Consider the following 26,629-nt stretch of genomic DNA (forward strand, 5'->3'; position numbering starts at 1 on the left):
ACGTTGGGGTTTAAAAGTGTGGAACAGAAAATCGTCGATGAGATTGCAGCGACATTAGATAATATTGCCGTAGAAGAGGTTGAAGAACTTGTAGCGGAGATTGAAAAGGCCGATCGGGTATTTTTCGTTGGTGTCGGTCGTGTATTGCTATCGTTAGAAGGCATTGCGAAGCGTTTGGCGCATCTAGGTATCAAAACGGTGGTGGTAGGACAAATTACTGAGCCGGCAATCACCGAAAAGGATCTATTAATTGTTGGATCTGGCAGTGGCGAGAGCTCATTTCCGTTAGCGATTGCCAAAAAAGCGAAAAGCTTTAAGGCAGCGGTGGCACATATTGGATCGAACGGAAATAGCTCAATGAAAGAGTACACGGATTTGTTTATAAGAATACCGGTTCAAACAAAATTGGCTTTGCCAGGTGAGATACCTTCCGTTCAACCAATGACGAGTCTATTTGAACAATGCCTTCTTTTACTAGGGGATAGTATCGCTTTGATGATGGTGGAGGAAAAAGCGATTGATATGCATAGTTTATGGCAGTATCATGCCAATTTAGAGTAGGTGATGAGGATGAAAGCAGTACATTTTGGCGCAGGGAATATCGGTCGGGGATTTATCGGTCAGCTCTTACATCAAAATGATTTTGAGGTTTGTTTCGTTGATACAAATGAAGAACTGATTCAACAATTGAATCAAGACGATGGATATTTGGTTGAGATCATTGATGAAAAGGCGTCAAGGGATTTTGTGGATCAGGTGACGGCGTTGAATAGTTTGACTGAGACAGAAAAAGTGGTTTCAGCGATTGAAGAAGCAGATATTTTAACTACTTCCGTGGGTGCGAATAATCTGGCAAAGATCGCACCGTTGATCACAAAGGGGCTAAGGAAACGTTTTGAACAGAGGCGCAGCATCAATATTTTGGCTAATGAAAATGTCATCAATGCCAGTGATAGCTTGAAAAATAAAGTCTATGAGTTGCTGTCAGAAGAAGAAAAAATAAGCTTTAACCAGTTTGCTTATTTTGTGAATACGGCCATTGATCGGCAATCCCTTGGAAAAACGGTTGATGGAAAATCAATTGCTGTTGTAGAGCCGTACTTTGAATGGGTAATCAATCGGCAACAGCTTGATCCAGCAACCTCCTATAAACTTAAAAAAGTGGTTTTAGTCGATGAGATGCAGCCGTATATCGAACGAAAACTGTATATTGTCAACGCCGCCCATGCCGCAATTGCCTATCTGGGAGCGTTGAAAAAGTATCAAACGATTCAAACAGCCATTCAAGATCAAGCTATTCTACAGGTGGTCAATCAGTTTCTAGCTGAGAACCTGGAATATTTTGTACAGAAATATTCGTTTGATCGGGAGGAGCTGACAGGTTTTATTGAAAAAACACTGAAGCGACAGAGCAATCAGAAGCTTTCAGATGAGATTTCCCGTGTTGGCGGTTCACCCATCAGAAAATTGGGTCCAACTGATCGTTTGGTTGCTCCAACGGCAAAGCTAGCAGACTTGAAACTCGCTCATGAAGCAGGTGTCAAAGTAATCGCAGCAGGTTACCATTATCGAAACGCTGCTGATCCAGAGGCTGACAAGCTGGCTGAGATGATTGAAGAAGAGGGATTAGCAGCCACGATCAAGACGATTTCTAAACTAGATGGAGCGTTGCTTGATGAAGTGATTGCCGCTTATGAGACGGCAACACTGGTATAGGAGGAACAAATGTTAAAAGAGCAATTAACAGGGAATACAAAATTTGTTGAAACGGTTGGGTCTTGGCAAGAAGCCATTCGATTAGGAGCTAAGCCGCTTTTAACGCAAGAAATTATCGAAGAAGCCTATGTAGACGCGATGATCCAAAATGTATTGGACAACGGCAACTATATTATTCTATTACCTCAAGTGGCGATGCCGCATGCACGACCAGAAGCCGGCAGCAATGGTATTGGAATGACGTTTTTACATTTGGATCAGCCAGTACTATTTCCTGGAGACGAACCTGTAAAAGTTTTATTTACCCTTTCGTCAGATTCACCGGACGGACATTTAGAGTTAATCGCAAACTTAGGCGAGTTATTAAGTGATGAGAAATTATATCAGAAATTATTTGAGGTAGAGACAGAAGAAGCGTTGTTGGATTTGGTTAAGGAATAAAGGAGAGAAGGAAATGGATGTAACGAATGAAGGGAAACAAGTATCAATGCGGGCGAGAGTCCAGGCATTTGGCGGATTTTTAACGAATATGGTGTTACCAAACATCGGCGCATTTATTGCATGGGGGATCGCGACCGCGTTGTTCATTCCAACAGGTTGGTTTCCAAATGAATCGTTGAATGAATTGGTTAGTCCGACGGTTAGTTACTTATTGCCATTACTACTAGCATATACTGGCGGCCGGATGATCGGAGGTCATCGTGGTGCAGTATTGGGTTCTATTGGAACGATCGGCTTGATTATTGGGTCAGATATTCCAATGTTTATGGGAGCCATGGTGATCGGCCCTTTAGGTGGCTGGATTATGAAGAAAACGGATGATTTTCTTGAGGGAAAAATTCCTGCAGGCTTTGAAATGGTCGTGAACAATTTTTCGATTGGTATTATTGGTTTTATTTTGATGTGTTTGTCTTATTTGGTGATCGGTCCAACGATCCAATCGGCGAATCAATTTGTAACGAGCGCGATTGAAGCGTTAGTTTCGACGGGGTTCCTCCCGTTGCTTTCGTTGATCAATGAACCGGCAAAAGTGTTGTTTTTGAACAATGTAATCGACCAAGGAGTCTATTATCCACTAGGAATGCAGCAGACTTTAGAAGCTGGAAAGTCCATTTACTTTATGGTGGCATCCAACCCTGGGCCTGGTTTGGGCTTACTTTTAGCCTATTCTTTCTTCGGAAAGAAAGTGGCGAAACGAACAGCTCCTGGTGCGATCATCATCCATTTCTTCGGTGGGATTCACGAAATGTATTTCCCGTACGTACTGATGAAACCGATTACTATTTTGGCAATGATTGCAGGGGGAATGGCTGGGACGCTGACTTTCCAATTGTTGAATGTGGGATTAGTTGCTGGACCAAGTCCCGGCTCCATTTTTTCTTATCTCGCTTTGACGCCTCGCGGCAATTTCTTTGGAGTGATTGCAGGAGTAGCTATCGCAACAGTTGTTTCGTTCTTAGTCACTTCGGTGATTCTGAAGGCAGATAAGACTTCTGACGAGGATGAAAGTTTTGAAGAATCTGTTCAAAAATCAAAAGCAATGAAATCAGAAGGAAAAGAGTTACTAAATAGTGAGAGCAGCAAGTCTGCGAACAGTATAATCGCAAACTTGAGAAAGGTTTCCTTTGCTTGTGATGCGGGAATGGGCAGCAGTGCGATGGGGGCTACAACTTTCAAGAAAAAATTGCAAAAAGCGGGCATCACCGATATCGAAGTCAAAAATTATCGAATCGAAGACGTACCGAAAGATAGTGACATGGTGGTCGTTCATCGAGACTTAGAAGAACGGACCCGTAAGGCACATCCACAAATGATGATTGTTACGTTGAAGAATTATTTGCAGGATCCAGCAATCGATCAATTAGTCGATGAAATCGTTGCAGCTAAAGCGAAAGAATAAAAGCATGACACCGGTAAAATTTTATCGGTGTTTTTATTATAGGAAGAAAATCATTATTAAACGAAGCAGAATACCAAGAAAGGTTCTCAAATAAGCCGCTATTCCTTTCGATAATTAATTTTCGTTGACGTGAAAATTCACAGGTCGTATCATGAAGTGAATACGATTATCTAGGAGGCTGACATGATAAAATTTAAGAAGATGGTGGCAATCGAGCCAACCAAGTTATTACCGGAATGGGATGAAAAGTTAAAGGAATTGGCGGAAGAAGCGATTTTTTATGAAGATATTCCAACTGAGTCCGCAGTCATCATTGACCGTATCGGTGATGCAGATTGTGTAATGTTAAGCTTTACAAGTTTTATTGATAAGGAAGTTTTGGATGCTTGTCCCAACATTCGCTATATCGGTATTTGCGCAAGTTTGTATGCACCAGAAAATGCAAATGTTGATATTCGTCATGCGGAGAAGAAAGGAATCGTTGTAACAGGTGTACGGGATTACGGGGATGAAGGCGTAAAAGAATACGCGATCAGCGAATTGGTTCGTTTATTACAAGGACGTGGATCAGCGATGTGGAAAGATGAACCTATGGAACTGACAGATGTGAAAGTCGGGATTGTTGGAATGGGCACCGTCGGCAGTTTACTAGCGCGAACAATGAATTTCTTTGGGATGGATGTCAATTACTATAGTCGAACGCGTAAACCTGAAATGGAAGAGGAAGTCGGAATGGCGTACTTACCTTTGGATCAGCTGTTAGACGAAGTAGATATTTTAATTACATGTTTGAATAAAAATGTCGTGTTATTAGATGAAGCAGCATTTCAAAAATTTGGCAATGGGAAAATTTTGATGAATGTTTCGATTGCTCCCTCACATGAGGTATCTGCACTAAGAAAATTGTTAGACCAGCCAGGAAACTATGCTTTCAGTGATACTGAAGCTGGTTTGGGTGAGGAAGTGATTGGGTTGCCGAATGTTTTTGCAGGTAAAACAAATGCAGGTCTAACCTCGATGGCAAAAGTACGTTTAGCGCAAAAAGTAATCCAAAATATCGAAGAATTTCAAAAGAATAACTAAATCTTCTGTGAGGAGGTGTGACAAAAGACCTGTCACACCTTTTTTTTGAATAAACGGTGTTCCATAAGCCAATTCTTCGGAAATAAGCCGAAATTTCTTGAAACTGGCCACTTCTCTCACAAGCTCCTTTTTGAGTACAAGTCATAACCATGTAACTAAATGTGACGTTTATTGTCTTCTTTTTGAAAAAACCTTACTATTATGTCATAAAATATAACATAGGTTATTGAATCTCTAAGAAAAGCTAGGTATGATAAAAATATAAACTAGTTGACGTTTTAAGTAGATGATGGTTGAAAAGAAATGGGGACGAAATATGGAGGATCAATATGTAGTTCAGGTGAAAACGATCGTAGGGGAAATGATCGAGGAAACGTTTGAGACACATCGGGAAGCGCTCTGTTATGCAACGAATTATGGAATAGTCAAAGCAAGCAAAGTATTTAAATCAGGAGAAGTCGTGCATGAGTTTAATTATTAAAACATCTGCTTGAAAACAGAGTAAAAAGAAAGGGATCGCCTATTATAAGCGGATCCCTTTCTTTCGTGAGTCAATAAGATTGCCCAATACAAAAATAAGAATACCTAACCAGATAAAGGCAAAAGCGATGAATTGGGGTAAGGCATACGGTTCATGAAATAAAAAGATGGCCATTGCTAGCATAATGGTAGGATTAACATATTGTAGGAAGCCAAGAGTGATGTAAGATAATTTTTTTACGGCCGTTGCAAAAAGCAGTAAAGGAATCGCCGTGACGATGCCGGCACCTACCAATAATAAATTTGTGTTTAACGAGTAGTTCATAAAGCCCGTTGGTGAAAGAAAGAATAAATAAATTAATCCAAAAGGCGCGATGATCAAGGTTTCCAAAGTAATACTAGTAGCTGCACTTAACTTCAGTTGTTTTTTTGTTAGGCCATATAGGCAGAAGCTAGCGGCCAAGAAGATCGAGTTGAAAGGAAAAACACCTGTTTGAATCGTCAGCAGCACTACCCCTGTTAATGCGGAAAGACTAGCAAGCTTTGCCTGTTTAGATAGTGGTTCTTTTAGATAGAGTGCACCAGCCAGTACATTCATCAATGGATTAATATAGTACCCGAGACTAGCCTGCTGCACTTGGCCGATCGACACGGTATAGATATAGATTCCCCAGTTTAATGAAATAAAGATAGCGGCGATTATGATCGCTAACGTATTGCGTCGGCTCTTCAGAAGCTCTGTGACCTCTTTGATAAACAAGGGGATTTTTCGTAATATGACTAAGTAGAGAGTCATAAAAATCAACGACCAAATAATTCGGTAAAATAAAATATCGACAGCACCGACATTTCCTAATAATTTCCAATAAAGCGGCAGGATGCCCCAAATAATATACGCGCCAAACCCATAAGTCAATCCAGATTCTTTTTTCATTGGAACCTCCTAAATAAATAATGTCTTATCATTTTAGCACAAATCATTAAGGAAATTTTCAGAAATAAAGAATTTATGCCGCTTCAAAACAATAAAAAACTAGAGACGATATCGTCTCTAGTTGAAGTTCTTAAAATGCGTAGGCGATCAGTGATATCCCGGCCATCATAAAGTAGAAGCCGACTAAGAAAGCGAGTGTTAATGCTGAAGTTACTGGGTTAAATAAAAGCATGAAACCTAGAATAACTCCGATGACATTAAGAATGATGTGGAACCAGTAATAACCCGTACTCTCAAGCCTATAAATTCCTGCGGTCAATAGAGCCACGATAGAGTCAACTAAGAACCAAATCGCAAAGACAAAAGGCAAAGCGATTAATCCGGCAGAGATATTGAATAAGAAGAAAATACCAACCAATAAATCAAAGATACCAAGAACGATTAAAAGTGTTGATTTTTGATTTGTAAATTCATGGATTTTCCGTCTAAAGAATAATTCGAAGACACCTTTTAAAATTGCGGAAACCGCAAAAATATAAACGATTGCAAGTAAGCTACTTTGGGGATCTCTAAATGAGATTAAAGCAACGAGAATAAAAAGGATGCCCATTAGAAAATAAGGCCAGCTAAAGCTAGATTTTCTTTCCATTTCCTTCACCTCCTTGAGAAAATCTTATCACTTTCTGAAAAAATATGAAAAGAAAATGATCAGATAAAAGTCTATTTCAAGGAGAGTCCTCAAATTATTGTCGATTTTGTGCTTCCTTTATTGCTTTAAAGGCATTGATACCGAAAGAAATAAGAAAAAAGAAGCTTGCTAATTTAAGTATTTTTCCATCTTGAACGGCGAAAAAAAGTGAGACAAAAAAATAGGAAATCGCCAAATAAGTGTACATATTGTTGAAATCTCTCAAATTCATTGTGAACACCTCTTTCTGGGAGTATATTCCTAGATTTCCCTGAGGTCAAAATAGAGGCTCCAAATACTGACTATATCTGTGGGAAGATTGCAAAATGAAAAAATGGACAGCTAATCCAAGATTAGGCCGTCCATTCCATAAATAATTCAATCTCGTTTGTATTTGTATCCAACGCTTTTTTTTGAATGATAAACCCATTTTTCAGATAAAATTGAACCGCATGACTATTTTTTTCGTAGACATGTAAGCCAAGTTTTGTGTATTCAGACTGTACTTTTTTAAGTAATTGCGTCCCAATTCCAAGCGACTGGAATTCTTCCAGCAGAAATATACCTGCAATGTAATGATCGACGATTCCAAGAAATCCAACAATTTCATTCTCGTAATAATACAAATAAATATCTGCAGTTAGGAAGGCTTCCTTAACATAGGCGTAATTGTCTAGCCAATAGCTTGTATCAATAAAATGATGGGCGGACAAATTACTCTTCAGCCAAATGTCAGCAATTTTATCAAGGTCATCCGCAGGTAATTTTTCAAATTTCTTAATCATAAAGAACTCCGTTTTTTAACAAGTATAGCACAACAAAAAAAGCCAATCATTAATCATTGGCTTTTAAGCAGCTATTCATTGAATTTGTAATCGTATCAGAAAAGAAGACAAGTGCAGAGCCAATCATCGTCAGCAAAATGTTGCAATCCCAAAAAACGGCAGTAAATATCATAATGATGATGCCGATGTAAAAAAAGCCATTAGGTTTTACTTGGTTCATACATTTCATGTAATCGTCCCCTGTACTAAAATAGTTAGGATAAGATGCTGGTGGTTTCAGCAACTTTCCTTAATATAAGTATACATATTGAAAATATTGGTAGAAATAGGACTTTAGAATGAAATTCGAGAAAGGTTGTAAAGAAGCCATCCAGTTTTTTGAATGACTACGATTTTGATTTGTCTTTGAATCGTGAAAATAAAATAGCAGAACCAATTACAATTGTGTAATACAAAACAGGTAGGAAAGGCGACTGGAAGCTTTCGAAGTAATAGTAATAAAACACCAATGATCCGCCAGAGAAGAAGCACGCAGCGAGCATTTGAAACAAAGAGGGTCTTTTTTCCGACAAAGCAATTGTATAGGCGCCTAAAATAGCACCTAGTGCACAAAGGGCAAAAGCAACAATATCTTTCGTTAACATAATAAGCACCTCCGATTTTATTATACATTATCTCACTTTATAATTTCAGCAAAATCAGTAGGAAAGATAGAAACAACAAAAAATAAGCACCTACCGTTGTTTACAGTAGATGCTTTCAGTACGAACAGTAATTGTCCATTAGAGAATTACACTCCTTATGCGATTTTTGCTAATTCTTGTACTGCATTTTCAATTGTCGTACCTGTCGCAAATTTGTTTTCGTCTTGTTTGTCGAAAACGATAAATAGATTTAAGTTAGTATCTAAAGTTACGCGGTATTCCAATTTGTTGTTAGTGAATGTCATAGAGCATTCTCCTTTCTCATTTAGTGACGAAAGGCAACTAAAACGTTCATAACGAAATTCCAAAACTTAGTATACCACAAATCAGAAATTTTCCCTAATAAGCAAGCTCATAAAGTTAGATTGAAAAATTTTTTTATTTTAAAGCATCTATTTTTTTCTGAATCCGTTTTTGATCCATTCGATAGATAACGTTCAAAATACAAAAAACTATCATGCAAAATAGAAATAGAAAGAAGAAACTCGGATGCATTGGATGATACTTTTCAAATAAGTCATAGGAAAAATAAATACTATTGAGTAATCCTGCAAGAGAAACATAAAACCAAGCAGTCGCTTTGTCAAAATAAAGCAGCATTTGACGTAATGTGTCATCACTTAGATGCAAGCTTTTAAAAATACACACAGCTCTATTTTTCTCTTTGTGGATTTTGAGAGGCGGGAAAATCCAGTATAAGGGAGAGATTTTTTTACTTGCTATTTTTGAAGTTACTTGCTTTTTAAAGGCAATAGCTTGAGCAGATAACTCCAGACAGGCTTGATAAAGAGGAAACGTAAACAAAAGCCATACACCTAGAAGACCGCATAAATCAATAAAAAAATCCATAATATCACCTTTTTAAAGAAATGATAGCTTAAGTAAAAAAGAAAATCCAGCGACACACATTCAAAGGCAATCAAGTGAAACTGCTTCGCTGATAAAAAATGACGCTCTTACAAAACTGCAGTCTTGTGAGAGCGTCGTTTTAAAATTTTTGCTTAGTGAATGCGTAAATCGCGGTAAAAATAGATAGTATAAGCAAGAAAAAACCAAAAGGGATGCAAAAGAATGCGGGCTCAATCAGCATACCATTGGAATCAATATAAGAACCAATAAGGGTAGAAAGTGAAAATAATAAAATGCTTAAAAAAAGAAATAAGAAGGATAATCCATACTTCTTCACTAAAAATACCTCCATAATTTTTTAATATCATATAAAAAAATAATTAAGAAAAGGTAAGCATGACAAAAATGTAAGTGATATCCTCAAAAACGGTGAAACTCCCCTACCTAAAATAGATGGGGGAGTTTCTTTGTGGGGAGTAATTATCCAATTTTTGTTGTTCCGCTGCCAATATGGGCGACATAAAAATCTGGGGCATAGCCGACAATTTTTAGATACGCGTCATAGACATTATTTTTGAAGGTGGCAATATTTTTTTCTTTGACTAAGGCGATTGCACATCCTCCAAATCCTGCACCAGTCATGCGAGCACCAATTACACCTTCTTGTGCCTGTGCGGCATCAACGAGTGTATCCAGTTCGATTCCAGTAACTTCGTAGTCATAACGCAGAGAATGGTGAGAGTCATTGAGCAGTTTTCCGAAAGCTGCTAGATTTCCTTTTTCCAATTCAGCCTTGGCTTCTAAGGTTCGTTGATTTTCAGTTACTGCGTGACGTGCTCGGCGAGTTAAAGTATCGTCGGCAATTAAAGAGCTATTCGCTTCAAAAGTTGCCACATCTAGTTCACCTAAAGACTGGATGTCTAATTTTCTTTGTAGACGAGCAAGAGCTTCCTCACATTCGCTACGGCGCTCATTGTATTTAGAGTCCGCAAGTTCACGGCGTTTGTTGGTGTTCATGATGACAACGGCGTACCCATCGAGTTTTACTGGGACCATTTCATATTTCAATGTGTTGGTATCTAATAAAATAGCCTGATCCACGTCACCAAATCCAATGGCAAATTGATCCATGATGCCAGAGTTTACACCAATAAATTCATTTTCGACTTTTTTTCCTGTTTGAACCAACTCAAGTCGATCCGTTTTCAAATTAAATAAGTCCTCCAGCATCACGCCAACCAATAATTCTAGTGAGGCACTGCTAGAAAGGCCGGCACCATTTGGAATCGTTCCTTCGACTAACAGTTCAAAGCCATGATCAATCGTATGTCCGGCTTCTTTTAGTTTTAAGACCATGCCTTTTACATAATTCGCCCAATTGTCTTTTTTATCGTACTCTAAATGGTCAATATCGAAGGAAATCACACCGATATCATCAAAATTTGTCGAATAAACCAACACCTTTTTATCTTCACGAGGTGCTGCGACGCCATAGGTTCCATAAGTGATTGAAGCGGGGAAGACGTGCCCGCCATTGTAATCCGTATGCTCACCGATCAAATTGATTCGACCAGGAGAAAAATATTGGGTCGTCTCTCTTGGACCAAATACTTCAGCAAATTTCATATTTAATTCGCGTTTAATTTCCATTTCAATCCGCTTCTTTCAAAATTATTTTGTATTCAGTAATTGTTTTAAAGGGTTCATTGGCAGGTAAGACGATTGAACCAAAGGCAGCATATTGTTCCGCACCAGGGGCGATTTGTGTCTCAAACGTAATTCCCCCATGATTTGCTAATTTCTTCCCACGAATCTCTGGGCCTTCATCACCAAAGTTTGCGGTGAAAATCACAACACTGGATGAGTCAGTGGACACTGATAATTCGATCTTCCCATCGGGACTCGTTAATTTTGCTGCTGGGATATCCAAATTGCTTTCATTTAAGAAGAAAGGATGATCGAGTCCGTTACACAAATTCTTTTGTTCAAAGTCACTGGCAAATACCTCTGCCAATGCTTTTTCGGTTTGAAAATCAAAGGCTGTGTCCTTTGTATCCATTTTTTCACCAGTTGGAATGGTATCTGGACGAAGGTAAGCAAAGGAGTCGCTATTTAGCCAAAGCTTATGTTCATCAATTGCTTGAGTCACGTCGCCAGTCAAATTAAAGTACACATGGTTGGTTGGATTAAACAGTGTTGTCTGGTCACTAATTCCAGCAGTTGTTACGCGCCAAATGTTATCATTTGTCAACGTATGGCGTACCTCAACCTCTAAGTTTCCTGGAAACCCATGTTCACCATCAGGGCTGAGCATGGTAAAAATAACCGAGGCTTCACTTTCGTCCTTCTCGATCGTATAGGCCCATTTTTTTTCCTCAAATCCCGGCTTTCCACCATGAAGAGAATGTCCAGTTGCTGGGTCTGTGGACACTTGGTAGTCTTTTCCATCAAGTGAAAATTGACCTTTCTCGATTCGTCCGGCTGTTCGACCGATTGTTGCGCCAATAAAAGGATCCTTTTCTAAATATTCTTGAGCAGAGTCAAAACCTAAAATCAGTTCCTTATCCTTGCCAAGACTGACAATTCGAGCTCCTAGATCAGTCACAGCCATTTGGAAACCGTCTTCATTTCTAAGGGTAATCAAATGATAATCTTGTCCAAAATCTTTTTCTGTAATGTGCATTAAAAAACCTCTCTTCATAAGAATTATTCAATTTCACGTGTCTTTGTAATTTTACCGATATATGGAGAAAGTGACAAGGACTAGAAGTTTTATTATTAAGTCTAAAGCTATCTTAACAAGTAATCGTTTTCTGTGTTACGTATTTCTGTGACGACTATTTAACTTTTTGTTGCATATATTTTTAAGAAATAAAAAGATAGAAGGTTGATAGTAGTGGTCCATCAAAGCAATTTTAGAGAATATTTTGAATGGATTTAACTTTTTCATGTATAATTTAAGGGGAAGCTGAAATGGAGGAACAGGCAATGGAACAAACGATTTTTTTGAAAAAGAAGCAGCACTATATACAAACAGATTTGCATTTTGATTTTTGCGGTATTTCTAAAACACTTCCTTTTCATTCTTTTGGTCCAGCAGTTCGGCAGAATTATATTTTGCATGTCGTGATGGAGGGCAAGGGAACTTATCATGTGAAAAATCATCATTATCATCTAAAAAAAGGAGATCTGTTCTTAATTCGTCCGGGGGATTCAACTTTCTATTTAGCAGATGGAGAGGAGCCGTGGATGTATTGCTGGCTTTCTTTCGGTGGTTCTGCAGCAAATGAAATCATCCGTCAATCTCATTTTAAAGAAGCCCAGTATACGATGATCTCTTCAGATATTCAAAAATATAGTGAGACAATCTTAGACTGCTTGTCTTATGCGGATGAAACACTAGAAAATGAGCTGCAGTTGAATGGATTAACATATCATTTTTTAGCGGACCTATTATCTGATGGAGGAAAAATTCATTTAGGCGATGAAAAAAATTATTCACCGTTAGCTGTAGCTGCCGTGGAATATATTGAAGCACATTACGCAGAGCAATTGACCGTGGAAGAGATTGCGCAGCATTTATCGGTGAATCGCAGCCATTTATCTCGAGTCTTTCGCACGCATATGGCTATTAGCATGAAAGAATATATTTTAGGAGTACGGATTAATCACGGGGCATTTCTATTGTCTATGACTGACGAATCTGTCGAATCAATTGCAGAACAAGTTGGGTTTAATAGTCTGGTTGTTTTTAGTCGAATGTTTAAAAAATTAACTGGGGAGACAGCCTCGGCTTATCGAAAACGAATGAAGAATGGGGATTTTAAAAATATTTCGTTAAATGAATTAAAGAGCCAATTAGAAAAGCAAACAGTAGTGAATCGTGCTACCTAATAAAGTGAAAAACTTAGCAAAGTGAGCGTTTACAATGAATAGCGGATATTCTATACTTAAAATATAAGATATATGGTTATTTTTCTTGCATAAAATTGATAAGTGCAGAGAAAGCAATCAAATAAAAAAGCAGGAGGGATTCACCATGAAAAAAGCAAGCGAGATGACAGTGGAAGAACTAGGTGCCTACATTGATCAATCTGTACTGAAGCCAGATTTTACCGAAGCAGAGATTCGCAAGTATATTCAAGAAGGGATCGATTATCATTGTGCCACTGTTTGTGTCAATCCATCTTCTTTGGATATTGCGGCGGAGATGACAAAGGGAACAAACACAAAAATTTGTGTGGTGTGTGATTTTCCATTTGGAACTAGTACGACGGCCTCCAAAGTTCTTCAGGCAGAAACGTATTGTCAACGAGAGGATATTTATGAACTCGATATCGTTGCAAATTTTGGGTGGATCCGCAGCGGAAAATATGAAGAGGTGACGAAAGAACTTCTGGTGATTGTTGAAGCCTGTCATGCTCATGGAACAGCGGTTAAAGTAATTTTTGAAACGGACACATTAAATGAAGAGCAAATCCGTCAAGCCTGCGAATGTGCGATTGCTGCAAATGCGGACTTTGTTAAGACAAGTACGGGGTTTATTACCGGTTATGAAAGCAAAGGTGCGACAAATGAAGTGATTCAAATTATGATGGATCAATGCAAAGGCCGCATTAAAATCAAAGGCAGCGGGGGAATTCGAACACGTGAACATTTCTTAGAATTAATCGATATGGGGATTGATCGCATGGGAATCGGCTTTAAATCTACGCCCGTTGTTTTGGGAATAGAGGAATAGTATGGATAATTGCTTACAATTTGAAACACGTCAGGAATTTCGTGTCTGGCTAACAGAAAATGCGACGACTAGCGAGGGTGTTTGGCTAATATTCGGAAAAACGAAACAAGTAAAAACTCTGAAGGCAGGGGAAGCGCTGGAGGAAGCTTTGTGTTTTGGCTGGATTGATGGTGTTATGAAAAAAGTGGATGAGCATTCCTACTTGAAATATTTTGCTAGACGGCGCAAAAACAGCAAGTGGTCAGAAAAAAACAAAAAAATTGTGGCAAAGCTGGAAGAACAAGGACGGATGACTGACTTGGGACGTGAAAAGATAGCGGAAGCGAAGGAAAATGGACAGTGGGAAAACGCCACACGTCCTTCAGCGGTCACGGATGAACAGATTGCGGAAGTCGCCGCACTACTAACAGAAAATGCCGAAGCCGCAAAGAATTTTGCCAACATGTCTCCATCTGTTAGAAAAACCTACACGCGTGCTTACTTTGATGCGAAAACAGAGGCTGGAAGAGCTAGCCGCTTGGCTTGGATGATGGAACGTCTAGAAAAAAACTTAAAGCCGATGTAAAAAAACGCTGGAATCCTAATAAGGTTTCAGCGTTTCTTCTTGTTGAATATAAGTTGTTAGCTCTTTTTGGTACTCCTGCCACTTTGCAATTCCAGTATTTAAATAGTCAGCCATTAGATAGCCGATATAGGGACCGGTCGTTAAACCAGAGGAACCCAAACCGCTAGCAACAATCAACCGGTCATTTAACGGCCCAAAAAATGGCGCAAAATCAGAAGTATACGCACGTGTACCAACGCGATAATGAAACGGTGTGCCAAGTAATTTTTCGGGTTCAGCTAAAAAATTACGAGCACCAGCAGTCAGCTGTTCAAAAGCAGTGGTGGTTTCATCTAAGTTCCAGCCGGATTCATTTTCATGCGTCGCGCCTAATAGAATTTTGCCGTTTAAGAAGGGAATCAAATCCGCTTCACCATCTAGCATGGCAACTGGGAAATCTCCGCTTTTTTTGAGTGCAGTTTGGAAGACCAAAAGTTGCCCCTTTTGTGGACGTAAATCTACCCGATAGTCTAAGGGAGCGAGCAGCTCTTTCAAATGCGGGCCGGCAGTTAAGGCGATTTGGTCAAAGACATCTTTGTTTTCGCCATAGCTAATGGTCTGATCATCTGTCAGCTGAACATGCTCTTGAATAATAGTAACTCCTTTTTCTTCTGCTCTTTTTTGCAAATGAGTCAAATAGGCCTTTCCATCTAATCGGCCGCCACCGCTGATTTTGATTGAGGGTAAAGGTTCTAATAACGGTAATTCTTTTTGCGTTTGTACCCCCGTAAGCAATTTAATCGTACCAATTTCAGGCGCCTCTTTTTTTCGCCCTTCTGCCAACTTCAAAAGCTCCGCAAGCTGTTTTTCGGGTCGCAGAAGCAAGGTGCCAGATTGTTGATAGATGTTCTGATCCAATTGGAAATCCTGAATCAGCTTTGGAAAAAAGGCGGCGCCATCTCTTGCTAGATTGTACCATTGCTTGTTTCGCCGTTTTGATAACCAAGGGGAGATAATCCCTGCACTGGCCTTTGTTGCTTGACCTGTAGGATCATCAAATAAAGTGACTTGATATTTTGTTTGATCTAAATAATTTGCCAACGTCATACCTATGATGCCGCCGCCAATAATAGCGAGTTTCTGCATATATGTGACTTCTTTCTTTTTTTAGATAATTGCGAAATACTATTCCATAAGTTAAGTAAACTGGAAGCTTCTGCTGATGATTTTGCCATAACGAAAATTATTTTTCAACAGATCTGGAAATTTTTACTTTACCTGTCGTAGTAATTGTCGTACAATGATTACAACGACAGATGAAGTAATTTTAGGAGGTGGCAAAATGATTTCGAGCGATGGAATTCGCGGGTACAATGATGTCATCATTTTGTCCGTACTAAAAGATGGCGATTCCTATGGTTACGCTGTTTCTCAAAAGATTCGGGAAGTAAGTGAAGAAATATATGTCATTAAAGAAACGACACTTTATTCCGCCTTCAACCGTTTAGAGAAAAATGGCTACATCCTTTCTTACCCAGGAGAGATTACTCATGGGAAGAAACGAACGTACTACCAAATAACAGACAAAGGCTTGACTTTTTTAGAAGAGAAGCGGGATGAATGGAAGCAGACTAAAAAAGTTGTGAACCGATTTATGAAAGAAGGGTAAAAAATGGATACGATCAAAAATTATGTAGAGACATTGTTTCTCGAATTTCCAAATACGAAGGAAGTCCAGCGAGCAAAACAAGAAATTTTAACAATTATGGAAGATCACTATTTAGCTTTACTGGATGAAGGAAAAAGTGAGCACGAAGCCATCGGTCAGGTGATTAGTGAGTTTGGCTCGGTGGATGAGCTACGTGAGGAACTGGAATTTTCAACGCGTGAACGAGAGCCTGAAAATGGCATTGAGGAAGAAGAAATGTATCATTATTTAACCGAACGAAAAAAAGACGCAAAAGGCCTGAGTTTAGGGATCAGCGGGTGTTTGCTAGCTGTCGGAACACTGATTGGGTTAAGTATCAGCGGTGCGGAAATGATGGGCTTCTTACTATTCTTCATTCTTATTGCCATTAGTGTTGGGGTGATTATTTATAATGGCATGCAATTTTCAAAGAATAGTGTGGTATTGAATGATCGTTATATTCCGGTTGAATTGAATAAAGAGGCACAAAAATTAAAACAAGGGTACCAAAAAAGCTTTCAAGTTAGTTTAGTTTTCGGAATTTGTTTATGTGTACTAAGCGTCTCTCCAATTTTCTTCTTTCAGATGTTTACATATGCAGAATATGGTATCCCGGTAATGTTTTTCTTTTTAGCGATAGGAGTATTTTTGATCATTTACGGAAGTATTAACTACAGTAGCTTTGATAAATTTATCAAGGAAAAATATTTTATTGCAGATGAGGATGAAATGGGTCCTAATGCGATGCATGAAAAATATGGTGAATCTGCTCGTACTAAACATTTGTTGGCAAGAGTCTATTGGCCGCTGGTAGCAATGATCTATTTTGGGTGGTCTTTCTTGACACATTCATGGGGATTCAGCTGGATGATTTTTGTGATGGCAGGAATTTTTTACAGTGTATTGGAGGCTATCTTTGTAAAAAAGTAGCGTAGGCTTTCATAACAAAAAAACGTTCCAAGCATTTATTCAATGTTTGGAACGTTTTTTTTGTTTATAAGGGATTTCTTTTGGATAAGCTGCTGCTGTAAAAGTAGTCTATGTTTTATCAAATCCACAAATTGATCCGGTTTGATTACCTTTACACGAGCGCCAAAGGATAACACGTTGATCAACAGCTCTGTTTCATCTTTTTTTTCATAGAAAATAGTCATACGATAAAGCGATTTGTCTAAACGTTCTAATATTTTTCGATAATTCGAAAAATGAAAGGTTGCGCGTTCAAGAGCACTGCGTTCATCCTTCAATTCGCAAACGATGCAGCAAAGTTCTGTGTTCATTTGAACAATATCATTAGGAAAAGATTCTTTTGTTGGACTGACGTGTTGGATATTCGAGCAATTAAAAACAACTTCCTTCCAGCTACTATTTGATTTTCGCCTGCCTAAAACCCGAAATTTATTGTTTTTTGTAGAATATTCAAGCTTTAGAGGTAAAAATAGATGTTCTGTAGTGGTTCTTTTTTTTGCTGATTGGTAGGTTAAGGACACCACCTTTTTTTCTTGAATGCTTTCTAACAATTGCTGGATAATTTTTATATAGTTTTTCTCAAATCGATCCTCACTGACAAACTGATCAAAATAATGATAATCCTGCCAATCAAAAAGAGGTTCAATTGTTTCTAAATCAAAAGCCTCTCCTAAACAATTAAACTTCGGATCTTGTTGGATTGCGGCTAACCAAGCTTTTTCCAATTTTGTCAACGGGAACGGTTGAGGACGCTTTTTTAGAATGGATTGATGCCCTTTTAGTAAGTGCCAGCCTTCCTCGCTATCTTTTAAATAGTTAACCATCTCAAATGGTGTTTCTTTAAAGCCATTTTGCTCCAGTAATTGTTGTTGTTGTTCAAGACTTACGGTCTGCAAGATTTTAGTCATCAGCTGATAATATAAACTATTTATTTCCGAAAAAAGTTCCATTCTATTCCTCCAGTCCGTATAACTTATTCAGACTTTCAATATCTGTCCAAAATTGATTTTCCCAAGTACGATTCGTTGAATTAATTTGTACGATCCGACCAATCCAAGTTCTTAGCCAAGGCTCTATACCTTTCGGATCTACTAAATCAATTGAAAACTGATAAAGATTTTCTCCAACCTGTTCCACGATGCCTTGCCTTTTTTCTCGAAGCAACCGTTTGTATAAATAGTGTTCTGGTAAATGAAACAAAATATTATAGGTGACAGGTTTGCGAGAGGCAAAAGAGCAGTTCCAAGTAGTTGCTTCGGCTTCGTTCAACTTTGCCAACCCTTGGGAATAATTTTCAGCAGGTCCTAATAATTTTCCACTTTCCAAATAGTCCAATCGCAGAGAGTATAGTCTTCCAGAGTGTCTTCCTGCTAAATATTGACGACCACTCTCACTGCTAGAATAGATTTTTAAGGGTGTCAAATTGATTTCCACACCATTAGTCTTAATTAATTTCACTCTTTTTCTTTGTTTAATTGCTTGCAAAAGAAATAATAAAATCTCACTATCCAATGTTTGGCTATCATATTTATGTTTAAAACAAAAAGGTGAAGGAGGAGTATCATATCGTTGCAGTAGAAGCTCACCAATCACACCAGCTGGAGCGATTTCTTTATAGAATTGTATTGCTCGGATTTGTTTAGTCGTAAGCTCAGTCTTCTTATTTATTATATATAGCCACTGTTTTCCTTGTTTTTGCCTCCGTAAAATTTCTAAATCCGCATATTCATTCAGCTTGTTACGAATGGTTAAGCTATCAATCAGGTAGTCGTCATCAAAAAGAGACAGATAGTCATCAATCGCTTGAACGATTTCATTGACAGTCAAGGCAGATTCTTGAGTTAAAATATCCAAAATGACAAAGTGCAGAAAAATATCATTTCGGGTAAACGATTTTGTTTGCCATAAAATATGCAGCGGATTATCAGCCTGGTTTGCCGGCAATACTAAGCGGTAGATTTTTTTATTGTTGAGGGTTTCCGATTCGATATAGTTATGAAGCAGGCTCTCTAACCGGCGTCGCTCATTGTCATAGGTACGAGGACTGGAGAGTGTGATTTCTTCACGACTTTTAAAGCCATAAATCAGGAATTCACGAGTGTAGTTTCTTAATGTAGTGAAATTCTTCACCAATTCTTGAAATTTTTTTGCCATTTTTTTCTCCTTATTTCTCTTATTGTATCAAGCTCGCACCCTTTTTTAAAAGAACTATTTTTAATAGTTCGTTAAGATAAAAACAAGAAAACATAAGGAGGAGCAATCATGGCAATTCTAACTCTTACTTCCGATCATCCGGAATTCACACAGTTAATCAAGAAGCATCCGGAAGGTGGTTTGCAATTGAGGAGGATTCGTAATGGAACTGGTTTCGGCTGGTATGAATCTCTAGAAACATACTGCATGTATTTTCAAGATTATGGAACGAATCTGTCGTTTCGTTCGACGAGAGAGGAACAGCAGCATTATCTAAATGTGAAGCAGTATTCGGCGCCACAGGTCTATTTATCCTTAATGACGGAGTTTTTGAAGTCGGCAATGAAAATACAAGAATCAGGAAAATCATACAATCAATTAGTTATTTCGATGATAGAAATAAAAAAATACGAAATGTTTCTATCAATCTGTCGAATATTACCAGAGTTTAGAATCACAGAAGAAGTAGTGATAGATGGCTTTTATCAAGTGAAGGTGACAGCTGATTCACTCTACCAGCTTTTACAAGGGACCTATCTAGTTTTGCTGCTGTTAGCTAAGGAAAGTAGTACTTTTTTAGATGAAAGTGACTCATTGATTCAGCGTGGTATTCAAGCGCTTCAAAGCATTAAAGCGCCGTATTATTTGAGAAATTTGTTTGTTCGAAAATTTTTGTATAAGAAAGAGTCCTTTTTTAAATACAAAGAAGCAACTGAAAAAAATGGTCGAGAAGAAATTGTTTTTTCTTATCGTGGGACGGGTTATTCACGAATTGAAAAGGTTAGGGAACTTTTAGATATGAAGCACAGTATTTTGGATGTTGGCTGTGGGGAAGGTGCATATTTCAGGTTTGCAGATAAGGTTGAGTCCTATATAGGAGTGGATATTGATTCTGAAGTTTTGGCTTATGCCGCAGATCGCAAGGAGCGGATGGGACTAGAAAATATTCAACTGTTCTCTTCATTAGATGAAGTCCTTTTTCAAGAGGGGATGGATATTCTATTGATGGAGGTTATTGAACATATGTCTTTAAAGGAAGCAACAGATTTATTGCAGCGTTTGTTGAAAAATCCGTTTCATCGTCTGATTTTATCCACACCCAATAAAGGTTTTAATGTATTTTATGGATTATCTAATAATCAAATGCGTCATGAAGATCATAAATTTGAACTGGAAGCGAGTGTTTTTCAGAAGTGGCTTACAGAGACTGTTGGTAATGAATTTACGATTCATTTTTTTTCAACAGGAGACCAAGTTAACAGGATTGCTACTACTCAAGGCGCAATGATTGAAAGAAGGGAGACTTATCATGAAAATCACTACTAAAGTCCATACGATCTTTTTGCTAATTGGACCTACAGAATCAGGAAAGACAACTTTCGCTAAGGATATACTGATTCCTCAGTTGGCTTTTCGGGATAAACAGAAAAATTTTGAAACCAATATTCATCATTTGTCTTCCGATGATATGCGTAGAGAACTATTAGGACGAGATTATGACAAATATGCCGCAAGTATGTTAGAAGCATCAGGTGTAACATTTCCTTATTTGAAGGCTAAGTTGGATTTTTTAACCAGCTATCCAATCAATGCGGAATTTATAATTGTTGATACCATCGGACTAGCTGAAGATTTTCGTCAGGAAGTAAAGGCAATCGCGGATAAAAATCACTATCGTGTTGAGGTAATCATTTTTGACTATCCTAGAGAAGATTTATACGCATCAGAGCGTTCCAAGGTATTGATTAACAAACATGTAGACCGCTTAAAGCGCGAAGTATTACCAAAGCTGGCGAAGGAGAATTATGCAGCGGTTCATCGGATCAAACAAAAGGATTTTCAAGAATTTAGCGTTGAGATAGAAAGGAAGGAAGACTATCTAGGCACCCTATTGTCCAATGAACAGGATTATGCTGTGATCGGCGATGTTCACGAATCTGTAGCAGATTTAAAAAAATTGGTTTCAAAATTGGGCTATCGAGTAAATGGAAATGAAATGACTATCGCTGGAAACAATCCGTTATCCTTAATATTGCTAGGGGATTGGATTGATAAGGGACATCAAACAGCCGAAATGGTTGAATTTCTTTATCATAATCAGCAACATTTCCAGTTTGTATTAGGAAATCATGAAAATTTTGTTTACCATTACTTAAAAGGTGAAATCAAGGGAGCCGATCAGGAGACAATCAATCAGCATTTCACTTCAATCGGTTATTTGATGAAAGAATCGACAGTTTTAGCAAAGTTTAATCAATTAGTTGAACGAAGTCAGCCATTTTTACGGCGAATTGGTAATGAAAAGCAATCTTTTATCGTTACACACGCCCCTTGTCATCAGCAATATCTGGGGAAAATGGATAGTGTTTCATTGCGAAATCAGCGGAATTTTCGTTTGAATCGAGACAAAACTGTACAGGAACAGCTTCAATGGTTAGAGGAAGAGAGCATGTATAATTTACCAGTTCATGTATTTGGTCATATTGCGTCTCATGGAATTTATCGAATAAAAAATAAATATGGGATCGATACTGGAGCTGTATATGGAAACAAATTAAGCGCCATTAAACTTTTCAGTCGGGGGAATGCACTTGTTTCGGTCTCTTCTGAGCAAGCACAATCTGAAGCATTACCGGTACTCTTTCCACGCCCTAAAGTGCAGTCTTGGGAAAAATTAGACGATAAAGAGCGTAAAAGATTATTTCATCTGGTGAAGAATCAAGTTCAATATTTATCAGGAACAATGGCGCCGGCTGCGGCTGATAAAGAGAAAAATGATTTGGAGTCTTTAGCGAAAGCACTCGATTATTATCGTCAACAAGAAGTGGATCAGGTCGTCTTAGAGCCTAAATACATGGGATCTCGAGCAAATGTATATTTGTTTGATAAGCTGGAAGACTGTTATGCTATTTCTCGTAAAGGCTACAAAATTCGTGTTCCAGAAATTGAGAGAGTCTTTGCTGATCTACAGATACAATTTTCTGACTATATGAAGGAAAATAAAGTTCGTATGTTGTTGTTGGATGGAGAGTTACTACCTTGGCGAGCAATGGGGGAAAATTTGATCCAACTAGAGTATCTACCAGTCGCTAAGGGGATTGAAACGGAAATAGCATTTTTGAAAAACAGTCACTTTTCCAACCTGTTTGAAGATTTAGGCGATCAGGTAGCTACTTCTGATTTTCAGACAGATAGTTACCATTTATCGAAAAAGCAATTAGCGAAAAAATATGGCGAGCATCAGACACGTCAGTATAGAGAATGGTTAAAAGCTGCACCCCAGCAAGTATCTTTACAAGAACAGGAAGAAGCCTTGACTTTGTATCAGCAACAAATCGACTTGTACGGGAAAGAAGAACCTTTGCATTTTAAAGCTTTTGATTTACTGAAAATCGTTTATCAAAATAATCAGGAGGAAATAATAGACCAACCAACATCTGACATTTATCAGTTTTTAAATAAGGATAAATTTTTACTATTAGATCTAACTGCAGAAAATGCACTTCAACAAGCTCAAAGTTATTTCGATCAAATGACTTTGGAACAGCAGATGGAAGGAATCGTTATAAAACCAGAGCAGCATAAAAAAAATGTTGCCCCGTTCTTGAAAGTTCGAAATGAAGCATATTTAACTTTGATTTATGGGTATACTTATCGCAGTCATCAGCACTATCAAAAGCTGGTTAAAGGAAAAAATACTTCTCACAAATTACGGACGTCAATCAAAGAATATGAGCTTGCACAGGAGCTTTTAAAGCTTCCAACCACTCAATTAACAACAGAGAACAACAATTATTTAGACCTATTGGCTAATTTATTGTTTGAGATGGATAAGGAAGTTTCTTTTGATCCAAGACTTTAAACGCTAGGGGGATGTATTAGGGGGGATGTAAATGAAGAAAAAAATTGAGCAAGCCTTGCAGGAAATCGAAAAACAAGAAAATATCGAAATCCTGTACGCAATCGAAAGCGGTAGTCGAGCCTGGGGATTTCCTTCTAAAGATAGCGACTATGATGTTCGCTTTATCTACCGCCGAAAGATAGAGTGGTATTTGAAATTAGACAAAAGGGCAGATCATTTGGAATTTCCCATCGATAAGCAATTAGACATTTGCGGCTGGGATTTAGACAAAACGCTAAAATTGCTGCAAAAGAGCAATCCAGCATTATTAGAGTGGTTGAATTCTCCGATTGTTTACTCTATAAACACACAATTTTTAACCGAGCTGCGTAAGTTGAGTGAGGAGAACTTGAATGAACAACGACTGATTTATCACTATCTGCATATGGCTGATGGAAATTATCGTGAATACCTGAAGAAGGAGCATGTTCGAATTAAAAAATATTTTTATGTCCTTCGTCCTATATTGGCATGTATGTGGATTAAAGAATACCATCAAAGACCTCCTGTTGAATTTGAAAAACTGTTGGAACTTCCGAATTTATCTTCGGAGCTATTAAAAGTAATCAATGAACTTCTAATTCGGAAAAGACTTGGGGATGAATTGGCTATAGAGATGGCGATTCCACTGCTAAATGCTTTCTTAGATCAGCAATTGCAATTTTTCACTGAATATGTAAACCTTCTTGATAAAAGTCCTAAGATTCCTTCTACAGATTTAAATAGCTTTTTCTTAAGATGGATAAAATAGATCCGAATTTTTTAATAAAAATGCTGTAGGCGGGAAGACGATTAAATGTTTTCCCGCTTTTTCTAGTTACATGAAAAATAAAATCGTCTTCATTAAAAATTGGCTATAGATTATTTATGAGTAATTCATTGACAAAAAATCAGAATAAACTTAAACTTAAGTCGAACATATGTTTGGTTTTTAAGGAGGTGGTTTTGATGAACATTTATGAAGGAGAGCCAGTCAGAGATGTTTTTTGTATGGATTCTAAAAGTTTTTATGCCAGTGTTGAATGTATCGAGCTGGGCTTGGATCCACTAAAAGACCTGTTAGTCGTTATGAGTGGGGATCGGGAAAATGCTGGCTTGGTTTTAGCGGCGAGTCCGATGGCAAAACAAGAGTTAGGCATCAGTAATGTTAGCCGTGGTTTTGAAATTCCTAATCATCCAAAGCTGCATATTGTACCACCGCGGATGACTTTGTATATTCAATACCACATGCGCATTCAGGAAATTTTTCGTTCATATATGGCAGAAGAGGACATTCATACATATAGTATTGATGAGCAGTTTGGCGATCTGACTCATAGCTGGAAGTTGTTTGGCAATAGTTCGGCGGAGGTCGGAAAAAGGATTCAAAAAGAAATTATAGAAAAAATTGGTATTTATACGTCATTGGGGATGGGGGATAATCCTTTATTAGCGAAAATTGCGATGGATATCGAAGCAAAAAAGCGGAAGGATCATTTCGCTCAATGGCACTATCAAGATGTACCAGAAAAAATTTGGCCGCTTCGTTTGAGTAAGTTTTGTGGAATCGGCAACCGGATGGAGCGGCGCTATCAAATGATGGGCTTAAGCACTATGGGCGATTTAGCTCATACCGATCCGTTTGTTTTAAAAAATCACTATGGTGTGATGGGAATGCAGCATTATATGCATGCGTGGGGGATTGATCGCTCAGTTCTTTCCCAAAAGGATTTGTATCCAACTAAGGAAAAGTCTATCGGCAATTCACAGGTCTTGCCGAAAAATTACGCACATAAAGGAGATATCCTGACGGTCATTGCTGAAATTTGCGAGCAGGTTGCCCAACGTTTGCGTAAAGCGGATGTCTTAGGCGGCACGCTGCATTTAGGGATCGCCTATGCTTATTTTGGAAGTGGAAAACGCGGTGGCTTTCATCATCAATTAAAAATTCCGCCTACCCATCAGGCGAAGGAACTGACTCGTGTAGCTTTTGCGCTGTTTGAAAGATATTGGGACAATTCTGAAGTACGAAATATCTCTATTACAGTTTCCTCACTGCGACCTGCTGGAAGCTTGCAACTGAATCTTTTTGAAGACCCACTTCAAACGATGAAGGAAGAAAAAATTGATGAAGTCATTGCACAAATCCGCAGTCGCTATAAATTTACGTCGATCGTACGGGCGCATTCACTAAATGAAGGGGCAACCGCTATCAAAAGAGCTGGCTTGGTCGGCGGCCACGCTGGCGGAATGGAAGGAATGGATTAGCCATGATCTATGATGATGATAGTGCAGAGAAGCTTTTTATGGAAGCAAAGCAGGTCTATCAGGACCGTGGAATGATGAAATGGATTGGTTTTTACTTATCGGATCATACCGCGGTGCTGAATAAGGAATCGAAAGTTCGAAATCATATCAATATTGAAAAAGAGCAAATGAGCCTAGAGGAAATCGGTGAAACGCTGCAGCAGGCATATTTGAAGAATAAGCGAATCGCTATTCAACTAGAATCGTTAGATAACGAAGGGAACTATTTGGATGATCTGGTGGGAAAGATTGTCGGTCAAAGAGAGGAACAGATCTATTTGAATGAGGAGGAGCGGGGAATGCTTCATTTGACAATCGAACAGATTCACCATGTCGAAATACTCGGTCCCAAAAAGATTCTTAACGAGAAAATCACGAAGTAGCCACTCTATTTTTTGGCACATTGAGGAATAGAAAAAGTCATGACAGAGTCGTCATGACTTTTTCGGTGCCTAAAAGAGTTTGAATTCATTTAATGGCCAGAAACGTAAAATTACTTTTCCTTGGATTAGAGATTTATCAACGAAACCGAAGATGCGACTGTCTTTAGAGATCAAACGATTGTCGCCTAAAACAAAATATTGATCATTAGGCACGGTCACATCAAAATCATTAGTGAAGCTCGTTGCATTAGCTGCTTGTTCCTGAAAGGCTTTGTTGTAGGAATATTCGTCAAAAAGCTTATCTTTTTTGAATTTTTCCTTGAACTCATTCAGGTAAGGCTCGTCGTATTCTTTTCCATTAATGGTCAAAACATTATTCTTCATTTCCACTCGATCGCCGGGTAAACCGATGATTCGTTTCACCACATAAATACTTTGATTATCTGGCTCTTTGGTAGTAATGATGTCCTGTCTATCCAGCTTCGATATTTTGGATGTGATTAATCGTTGATTATCATGAAGTGAAGGATCCATTGAGTGGCCTTCAACTTTTACAGGAGAAAAAACAAACATTCTAGCAAGAAAAATTAATACGATAATGATGACTACAGGAAGCCATTCTTTTATTTTATTGTTCATAAGGTCACCTCAATGGTAAATTTTATCATTCTTCAAAACAAAAAGCTTCTTTTAACCACTGCTTCAAGGAAAATTTCAGCAAGCACTAGAGAAATTTTACCTTTTATGGGAAACTGAGAACATGAATGAATGGATAGGGGAAAGAAA

Annotated in this window: 31 protein-coding genes; 16 read left to right on the plus strand and 15 right to left on the minus strand. The window is 38.2% G+C overall.

Annotated features, from left to right (window positions below; genetic code table 11):
* Positions 1–3 precede the first annotated feature (3 nt).
* The 6 genes from hxlB to J9537_RS20065 all read left to right on the plus strand — a co-directional run bounded on the left by hxlB (position 4) and on the right by J9537_RS20065 (position 5,180).
* On the plus strand, positions 4–561 hold the full coding sequence (gene hxlB / locus J9537_RS20040; protein ID WP_218257509.1) for a 6-phospho-3-hexuloisomerase: 558 nt from the start codon (positions 4–6) through the stop codon (positions 559–561).
* A gap of 9 nt (positions 562–570) precedes the next feature.
* Entirely contained in the window at positions 571–1,716 is a 1,146-nt protein-coding gene (locus J9537_RS20045; RefSeq protein ID WP_218257510.1) for a mannitol-1-phosphate 5-dehydrogenase, read from the plus strand.
* 9 nt (positions 1,717–1,725) lie between these two features.
* Positions 1,726–2,157, plus strand: a complete 432-nt coding sequence (locus tag J9537_RS20050; protein WP_218257511.1) for a PTS sugar transporter subunit IIA — start codon at positions 1,726–1,728, stop codon at positions 2,155–2,157.
* A gap of 13 nt (positions 2,158–2,170) precedes the next feature.
* A complete protein-coding gene (locus J9537_RS20055; protein ID WP_218257512.1) occupies positions 2,171–3,616 on the plus strand; it encodes a PTS mannitol transporter subunit IIBC in 1,446 nt (481 codons plus the stop codon).
* A 183-nt stretch (positions 3,617–3,799) separates the two neighbouring features.
* Positions 3,800–4,699 (plus strand): NAD(P)-dependent oxidoreductase, encoded by a 900-nt coding sequence (locus J9537_RS20060; protein ID WP_218257513.1) that lies wholly within the window; start codon positions 3,800–3,802, stop codon positions 4,697–4,699.
* A gap of 316 nt (positions 4,700–5,015) precedes the next feature.
* Positions 5,016–5,180, plus strand: coding sequence for a hypothetical protein (locus tag J9537_RS20065; protein WP_218257514.1), 165 nt, complete (start codon positions 5,016–5,018; stop codon positions 5,178–5,180).
* A 42-nt stretch (positions 5,181–5,222) separates the two neighbouring features.
* Here J9537_RS20065 and rarD read toward each other — a convergent pair whose 3' ends face one another.
* The 11 genes from rarD to J9537_RS20120 form a co-directional block, all read right to left on the minus strand.
* Positions 5,223–6,113: an EamA family transporter RarD gene (gene rarD, locus J9537_RS20070; RefSeq protein WP_218257515.1), complete on the minus strand. Its 891-nt coding sequence runs from the start codon at positions 6,111–6,113 to the stop codon at positions 5,223–5,225.
* A gap of 130 nt (positions 6,114–6,243) precedes the next feature.
* Positions 6,244–6,762 carry an HdeD family acid-resistance protein gene (locus tag J9537_RS20075; protein WP_218257516.1) on the minus strand — a complete coding sequence of 173 codons (519 nt, stop codon included), beginning with the start codon at positions 6,760–6,762 and terminating at the stop codon, positions 6,244–6,246.
* A gap of 94 nt (positions 6,763–6,856) precedes the next feature.
* The gene (locus J9537_RS20080; protein ID WP_218257517.1) at positions 6,857–7,033 is read right to left on the minus strand and encodes a hypothetical protein; all 177 of its coding nucleotides are present in this window, start codon (positions 7,031–7,033) and stop codon (positions 6,857–6,859) included.
* A 121-nt stretch (positions 7,034–7,154) separates the two neighbouring features.
* Entirely contained in the window at positions 7,155–7,586 is a 432-nt protein-coding gene (locus tag J9537_RS20085; RefSeq protein ID WP_218257518.1) for a GNAT family N-acetyltransferase, read from the minus strand.
* Positions 7,587–7,635: 49 nt separating this feature from the next.
* Positions 7,636–7,815 carry a hypothetical protein gene (locus J9537_RS20090; protein WP_218257519.1) on the minus strand — a complete coding sequence of 60 codons (180 nt, stop codon included), beginning with the start codon at positions 7,813–7,815 and terminating at the stop codon, positions 7,636–7,638.
* 157 nt (positions 7,816–7,972) lie between these two features.
* Entirely contained in the window at positions 7,973–8,230 is a 258-nt protein-coding gene (locus tag J9537_RS20095; protein WP_218257520.1) for a hypothetical protein, read from the minus strand.
* Positions 8,231–8,385: 155 nt separating this feature from the next.
* Positions 8,386–8,535, minus strand: a complete 150-nt coding sequence (locus J9537_RS20100; protein ID WP_010743699.1) for a hypothetical protein — start codon at positions 8,533–8,535, stop codon at positions 8,386–8,388.
* Between the two features lie 133 nt (positions 8,536–8,668).
* Positions 8,669–9,139, minus strand: a complete 471-nt coding sequence (locus J9537_RS20105) for a hypothetical protein (RefSeq protein WP_218257521.1) — start codon at positions 9,137–9,139, stop codon at positions 8,669–8,671.
* Positions 9,140–9,278: 139 nt separating this feature from the next.
* Positions 9,279–9,491, minus strand: a complete 213-nt coding sequence (locus J9537_RS20110; protein ID WP_245001340.1) for a DUF3955 domain-containing protein — start codon at positions 9,489–9,491, stop codon at positions 9,279–9,281.
* Positions 9,492–9,619: 128 nt separating this feature from the next.
* Positions 9,620–10,789 (minus strand): galactokinase, encoded by a 1,170-nt coding sequence (locus tag J9537_RS20115; protein ID WP_218257523.1) that lies wholly within the window; start codon positions 10,787–10,789, stop codon positions 9,620–9,622.
* A 1-nt stretch (position 10,790) separates the two neighbouring features.
* Positions 10,791–11,822, minus strand: coding sequence for a galactose-1-epimerase (locus J9537_RS20120; RefSeq protein WP_218257524.1), 1,032 nt, complete (start codon positions 11,820–11,822; stop codon positions 10,791–10,793).
* A 305-nt stretch (positions 11,823–12,127) separates the two neighbouring features.
* Between J9537_RS20120 and J9537_RS20125 the strand changes: the two genes are divergently transcribed.
* From J9537_RS20125 to J9537_RS20135, 3 genes are all read left to right on the plus strand, one after another.
* Positions 12,128–13,033, plus strand: a complete 906-nt coding sequence (locus tag J9537_RS20125) for an AraC family transcriptional regulator (protein ID WP_218257525.1) — start codon at positions 12,128–12,130, stop codon at positions 13,031–13,033.
* 145 nt (positions 13,034–13,178) lie between these two features.
* A complete protein-coding gene (gene deoC, locus J9537_RS20130) occupies positions 13,179–13,880 on the plus strand; it encodes a deoxyribose-phosphate aldolase (protein WP_218257526.1) in 702 nt (233 codons plus the stop codon).
* Between the two features lies 1 nt (position 13,881).
* The gene (locus tag J9537_RS20135; protein WP_218257527.1) at positions 13,882–14,445 is read left to right on the plus strand and encodes a YdeI/OmpD-associated family protein; all 564 of its coding nucleotides are present in this window, start codon (positions 13,882–13,884) and stop codon (positions 14,443–14,445) included.
* A gap of 15 nt (positions 14,446–14,460) precedes the next feature.
* Here J9537_RS20135 and J9537_RS20140 read toward each other — a convergent pair whose 3' ends face one another.
* The gene (locus J9537_RS20140) at positions 14,461–15,570 is read right to left on the minus strand and encodes an NAD(P)/FAD-dependent oxidoreductase (protein ID WP_218257528.1); all 1,110 of its coding nucleotides are present in this window, start codon (positions 15,568–15,570) and stop codon (positions 14,461–14,463) included.
* 196 nt (positions 15,571–15,766) lie between these two features.
* Between J9537_RS20140 and J9537_RS20145 the strand changes: the two genes are divergently transcribed.
* Both J9537_RS20145 and J9537_RS20150 read left to right on the plus strand, forming a co-directional pair.
* A complete protein-coding gene (locus tag J9537_RS20145) occupies positions 15,767–16,093 on the plus strand; it encodes a PadR family transcriptional regulator (protein WP_218257529.1) in 327 nt (108 codons plus the stop codon).
* A 3-nt stretch (positions 16,094–16,096) separates the two neighbouring features.
* The gene (locus tag J9537_RS20150) at positions 16,097–17,041 is read left to right on the plus strand and encodes a permease prefix domain 1-containing protein (protein ID WP_218257530.1); all 945 of its coding nucleotides are present in this window, start codon (positions 16,097–16,099) and stop codon (positions 17,039–17,041) included.
* A 35-nt stretch (positions 17,042–17,076) separates the two neighbouring features.
* On the opposite strand, the gene J9537_RS20155 is transcribed toward J9537_RS20150, so the two are convergent.
* Both J9537_RS20155 and J9537_RS20160 read right to left on the minus strand, forming a co-directional pair.
* Entirely contained in the window at positions 17,077–18,030 is a 954-nt protein-coding gene (locus tag J9537_RS20155; RefSeq protein ID WP_218257531.1) for a WYL domain-containing protein, read from the minus strand.
* Position 18,031: 1 nt separating this feature from the next.
* The gene (locus tag J9537_RS20160) at positions 18,032–19,234 is read right to left on the minus strand and encodes a WYL domain-containing protein (RefSeq protein ID WP_218257532.1); all 1,203 of its coding nucleotides are present in this window, start codon (positions 19,232–19,234) and stop codon (positions 18,032–18,034) included.
* Between the two features lie 108 nt (positions 19,235–19,342).
* Here J9537_RS20160 and J9537_RS20165 point away from each other — a divergent pair, with 108 nt between their 5' ends.
* The 5 genes from J9537_RS20165 (at position 19,343) to J9537_RS20185 (ending at position 25,843) form a co-directional block, all read left to right on the plus strand.
* Entirely contained in the window at positions 19,343–20,599 is a 1,257-nt protein-coding gene (locus J9537_RS20165; protein WP_218257533.1) for a class I SAM-dependent methyltransferase, read from the plus strand.
* The gene (locus J9537_RS20170) at positions 20,583–23,135 is read left to right on the plus strand and encodes a metallophosphoesterase (protein ID WP_218257534.1); all 2,553 of its coding nucleotides are present in this window, start codon (positions 20,583–20,585) and stop codon (positions 23,133–23,135) included. The genes J9537_RS20165 and J9537_RS20170 overlap by 17 nt, the downstream gene beginning before the upstream one ends.
* A 31-nt stretch (positions 23,136–23,166) precedes the next feature.
* Positions 23,167–23,925 carry a nucleotidyltransferase domain-containing protein gene (locus J9537_RS20175; RefSeq protein WP_218257535.1) on the plus strand — a complete coding sequence of 253 codons (759 nt, stop codon included), beginning with the start codon at positions 23,167–23,169 and terminating at the stop codon, positions 23,923–23,925.
* A 197-nt stretch (positions 23,926–24,122) separates the two neighbouring features.
* Positions 24,123–25,421 carry a Y-family DNA polymerase gene (locus J9537_RS20180; RefSeq protein ID WP_218257536.1) on the plus strand — a complete coding sequence of 433 codons (1,299 nt, stop codon included), beginning with the start codon at positions 24,123–24,125 and terminating at the stop codon, positions 25,419–25,421.
* Positions 25,422–25,423: 2 nt separating this feature from the next.
* The gene (locus J9537_RS20185) at positions 25,424–25,843 is read left to right on the plus strand and encodes a hypothetical protein (RefSeq protein WP_010743687.1); all 420 of its coding nucleotides are present in this window, start codon (positions 25,424–25,426) and stop codon (positions 25,841–25,843) included.
* Between the two features lie 69 nt (positions 25,844–25,912).
* Here the strand turns inward: J9537_RS20185 and lepB are convergent, their stop codons facing one another.
* Positions 25,913–26,482: a signal peptidase I gene (gene lepB / locus J9537_RS20190; protein ID WP_218257537.1), complete on the minus strand. Its 570-nt coding sequence runs from the start codon at positions 26,480–26,482 to the stop codon at positions 25,913–25,915.
* Positions 26,483–26,629: the final 147 nt, after the last annotated feature.

The sequence above is a fragment of the Enterococcus raffinosus genome, from assembly GCF_019175485.1.
GTDB lineage: Bacteria > Bacillota > Bacilli > Lactobacillales > Enterococcaceae > Enterococcus_A > Enterococcus_A raffinosus.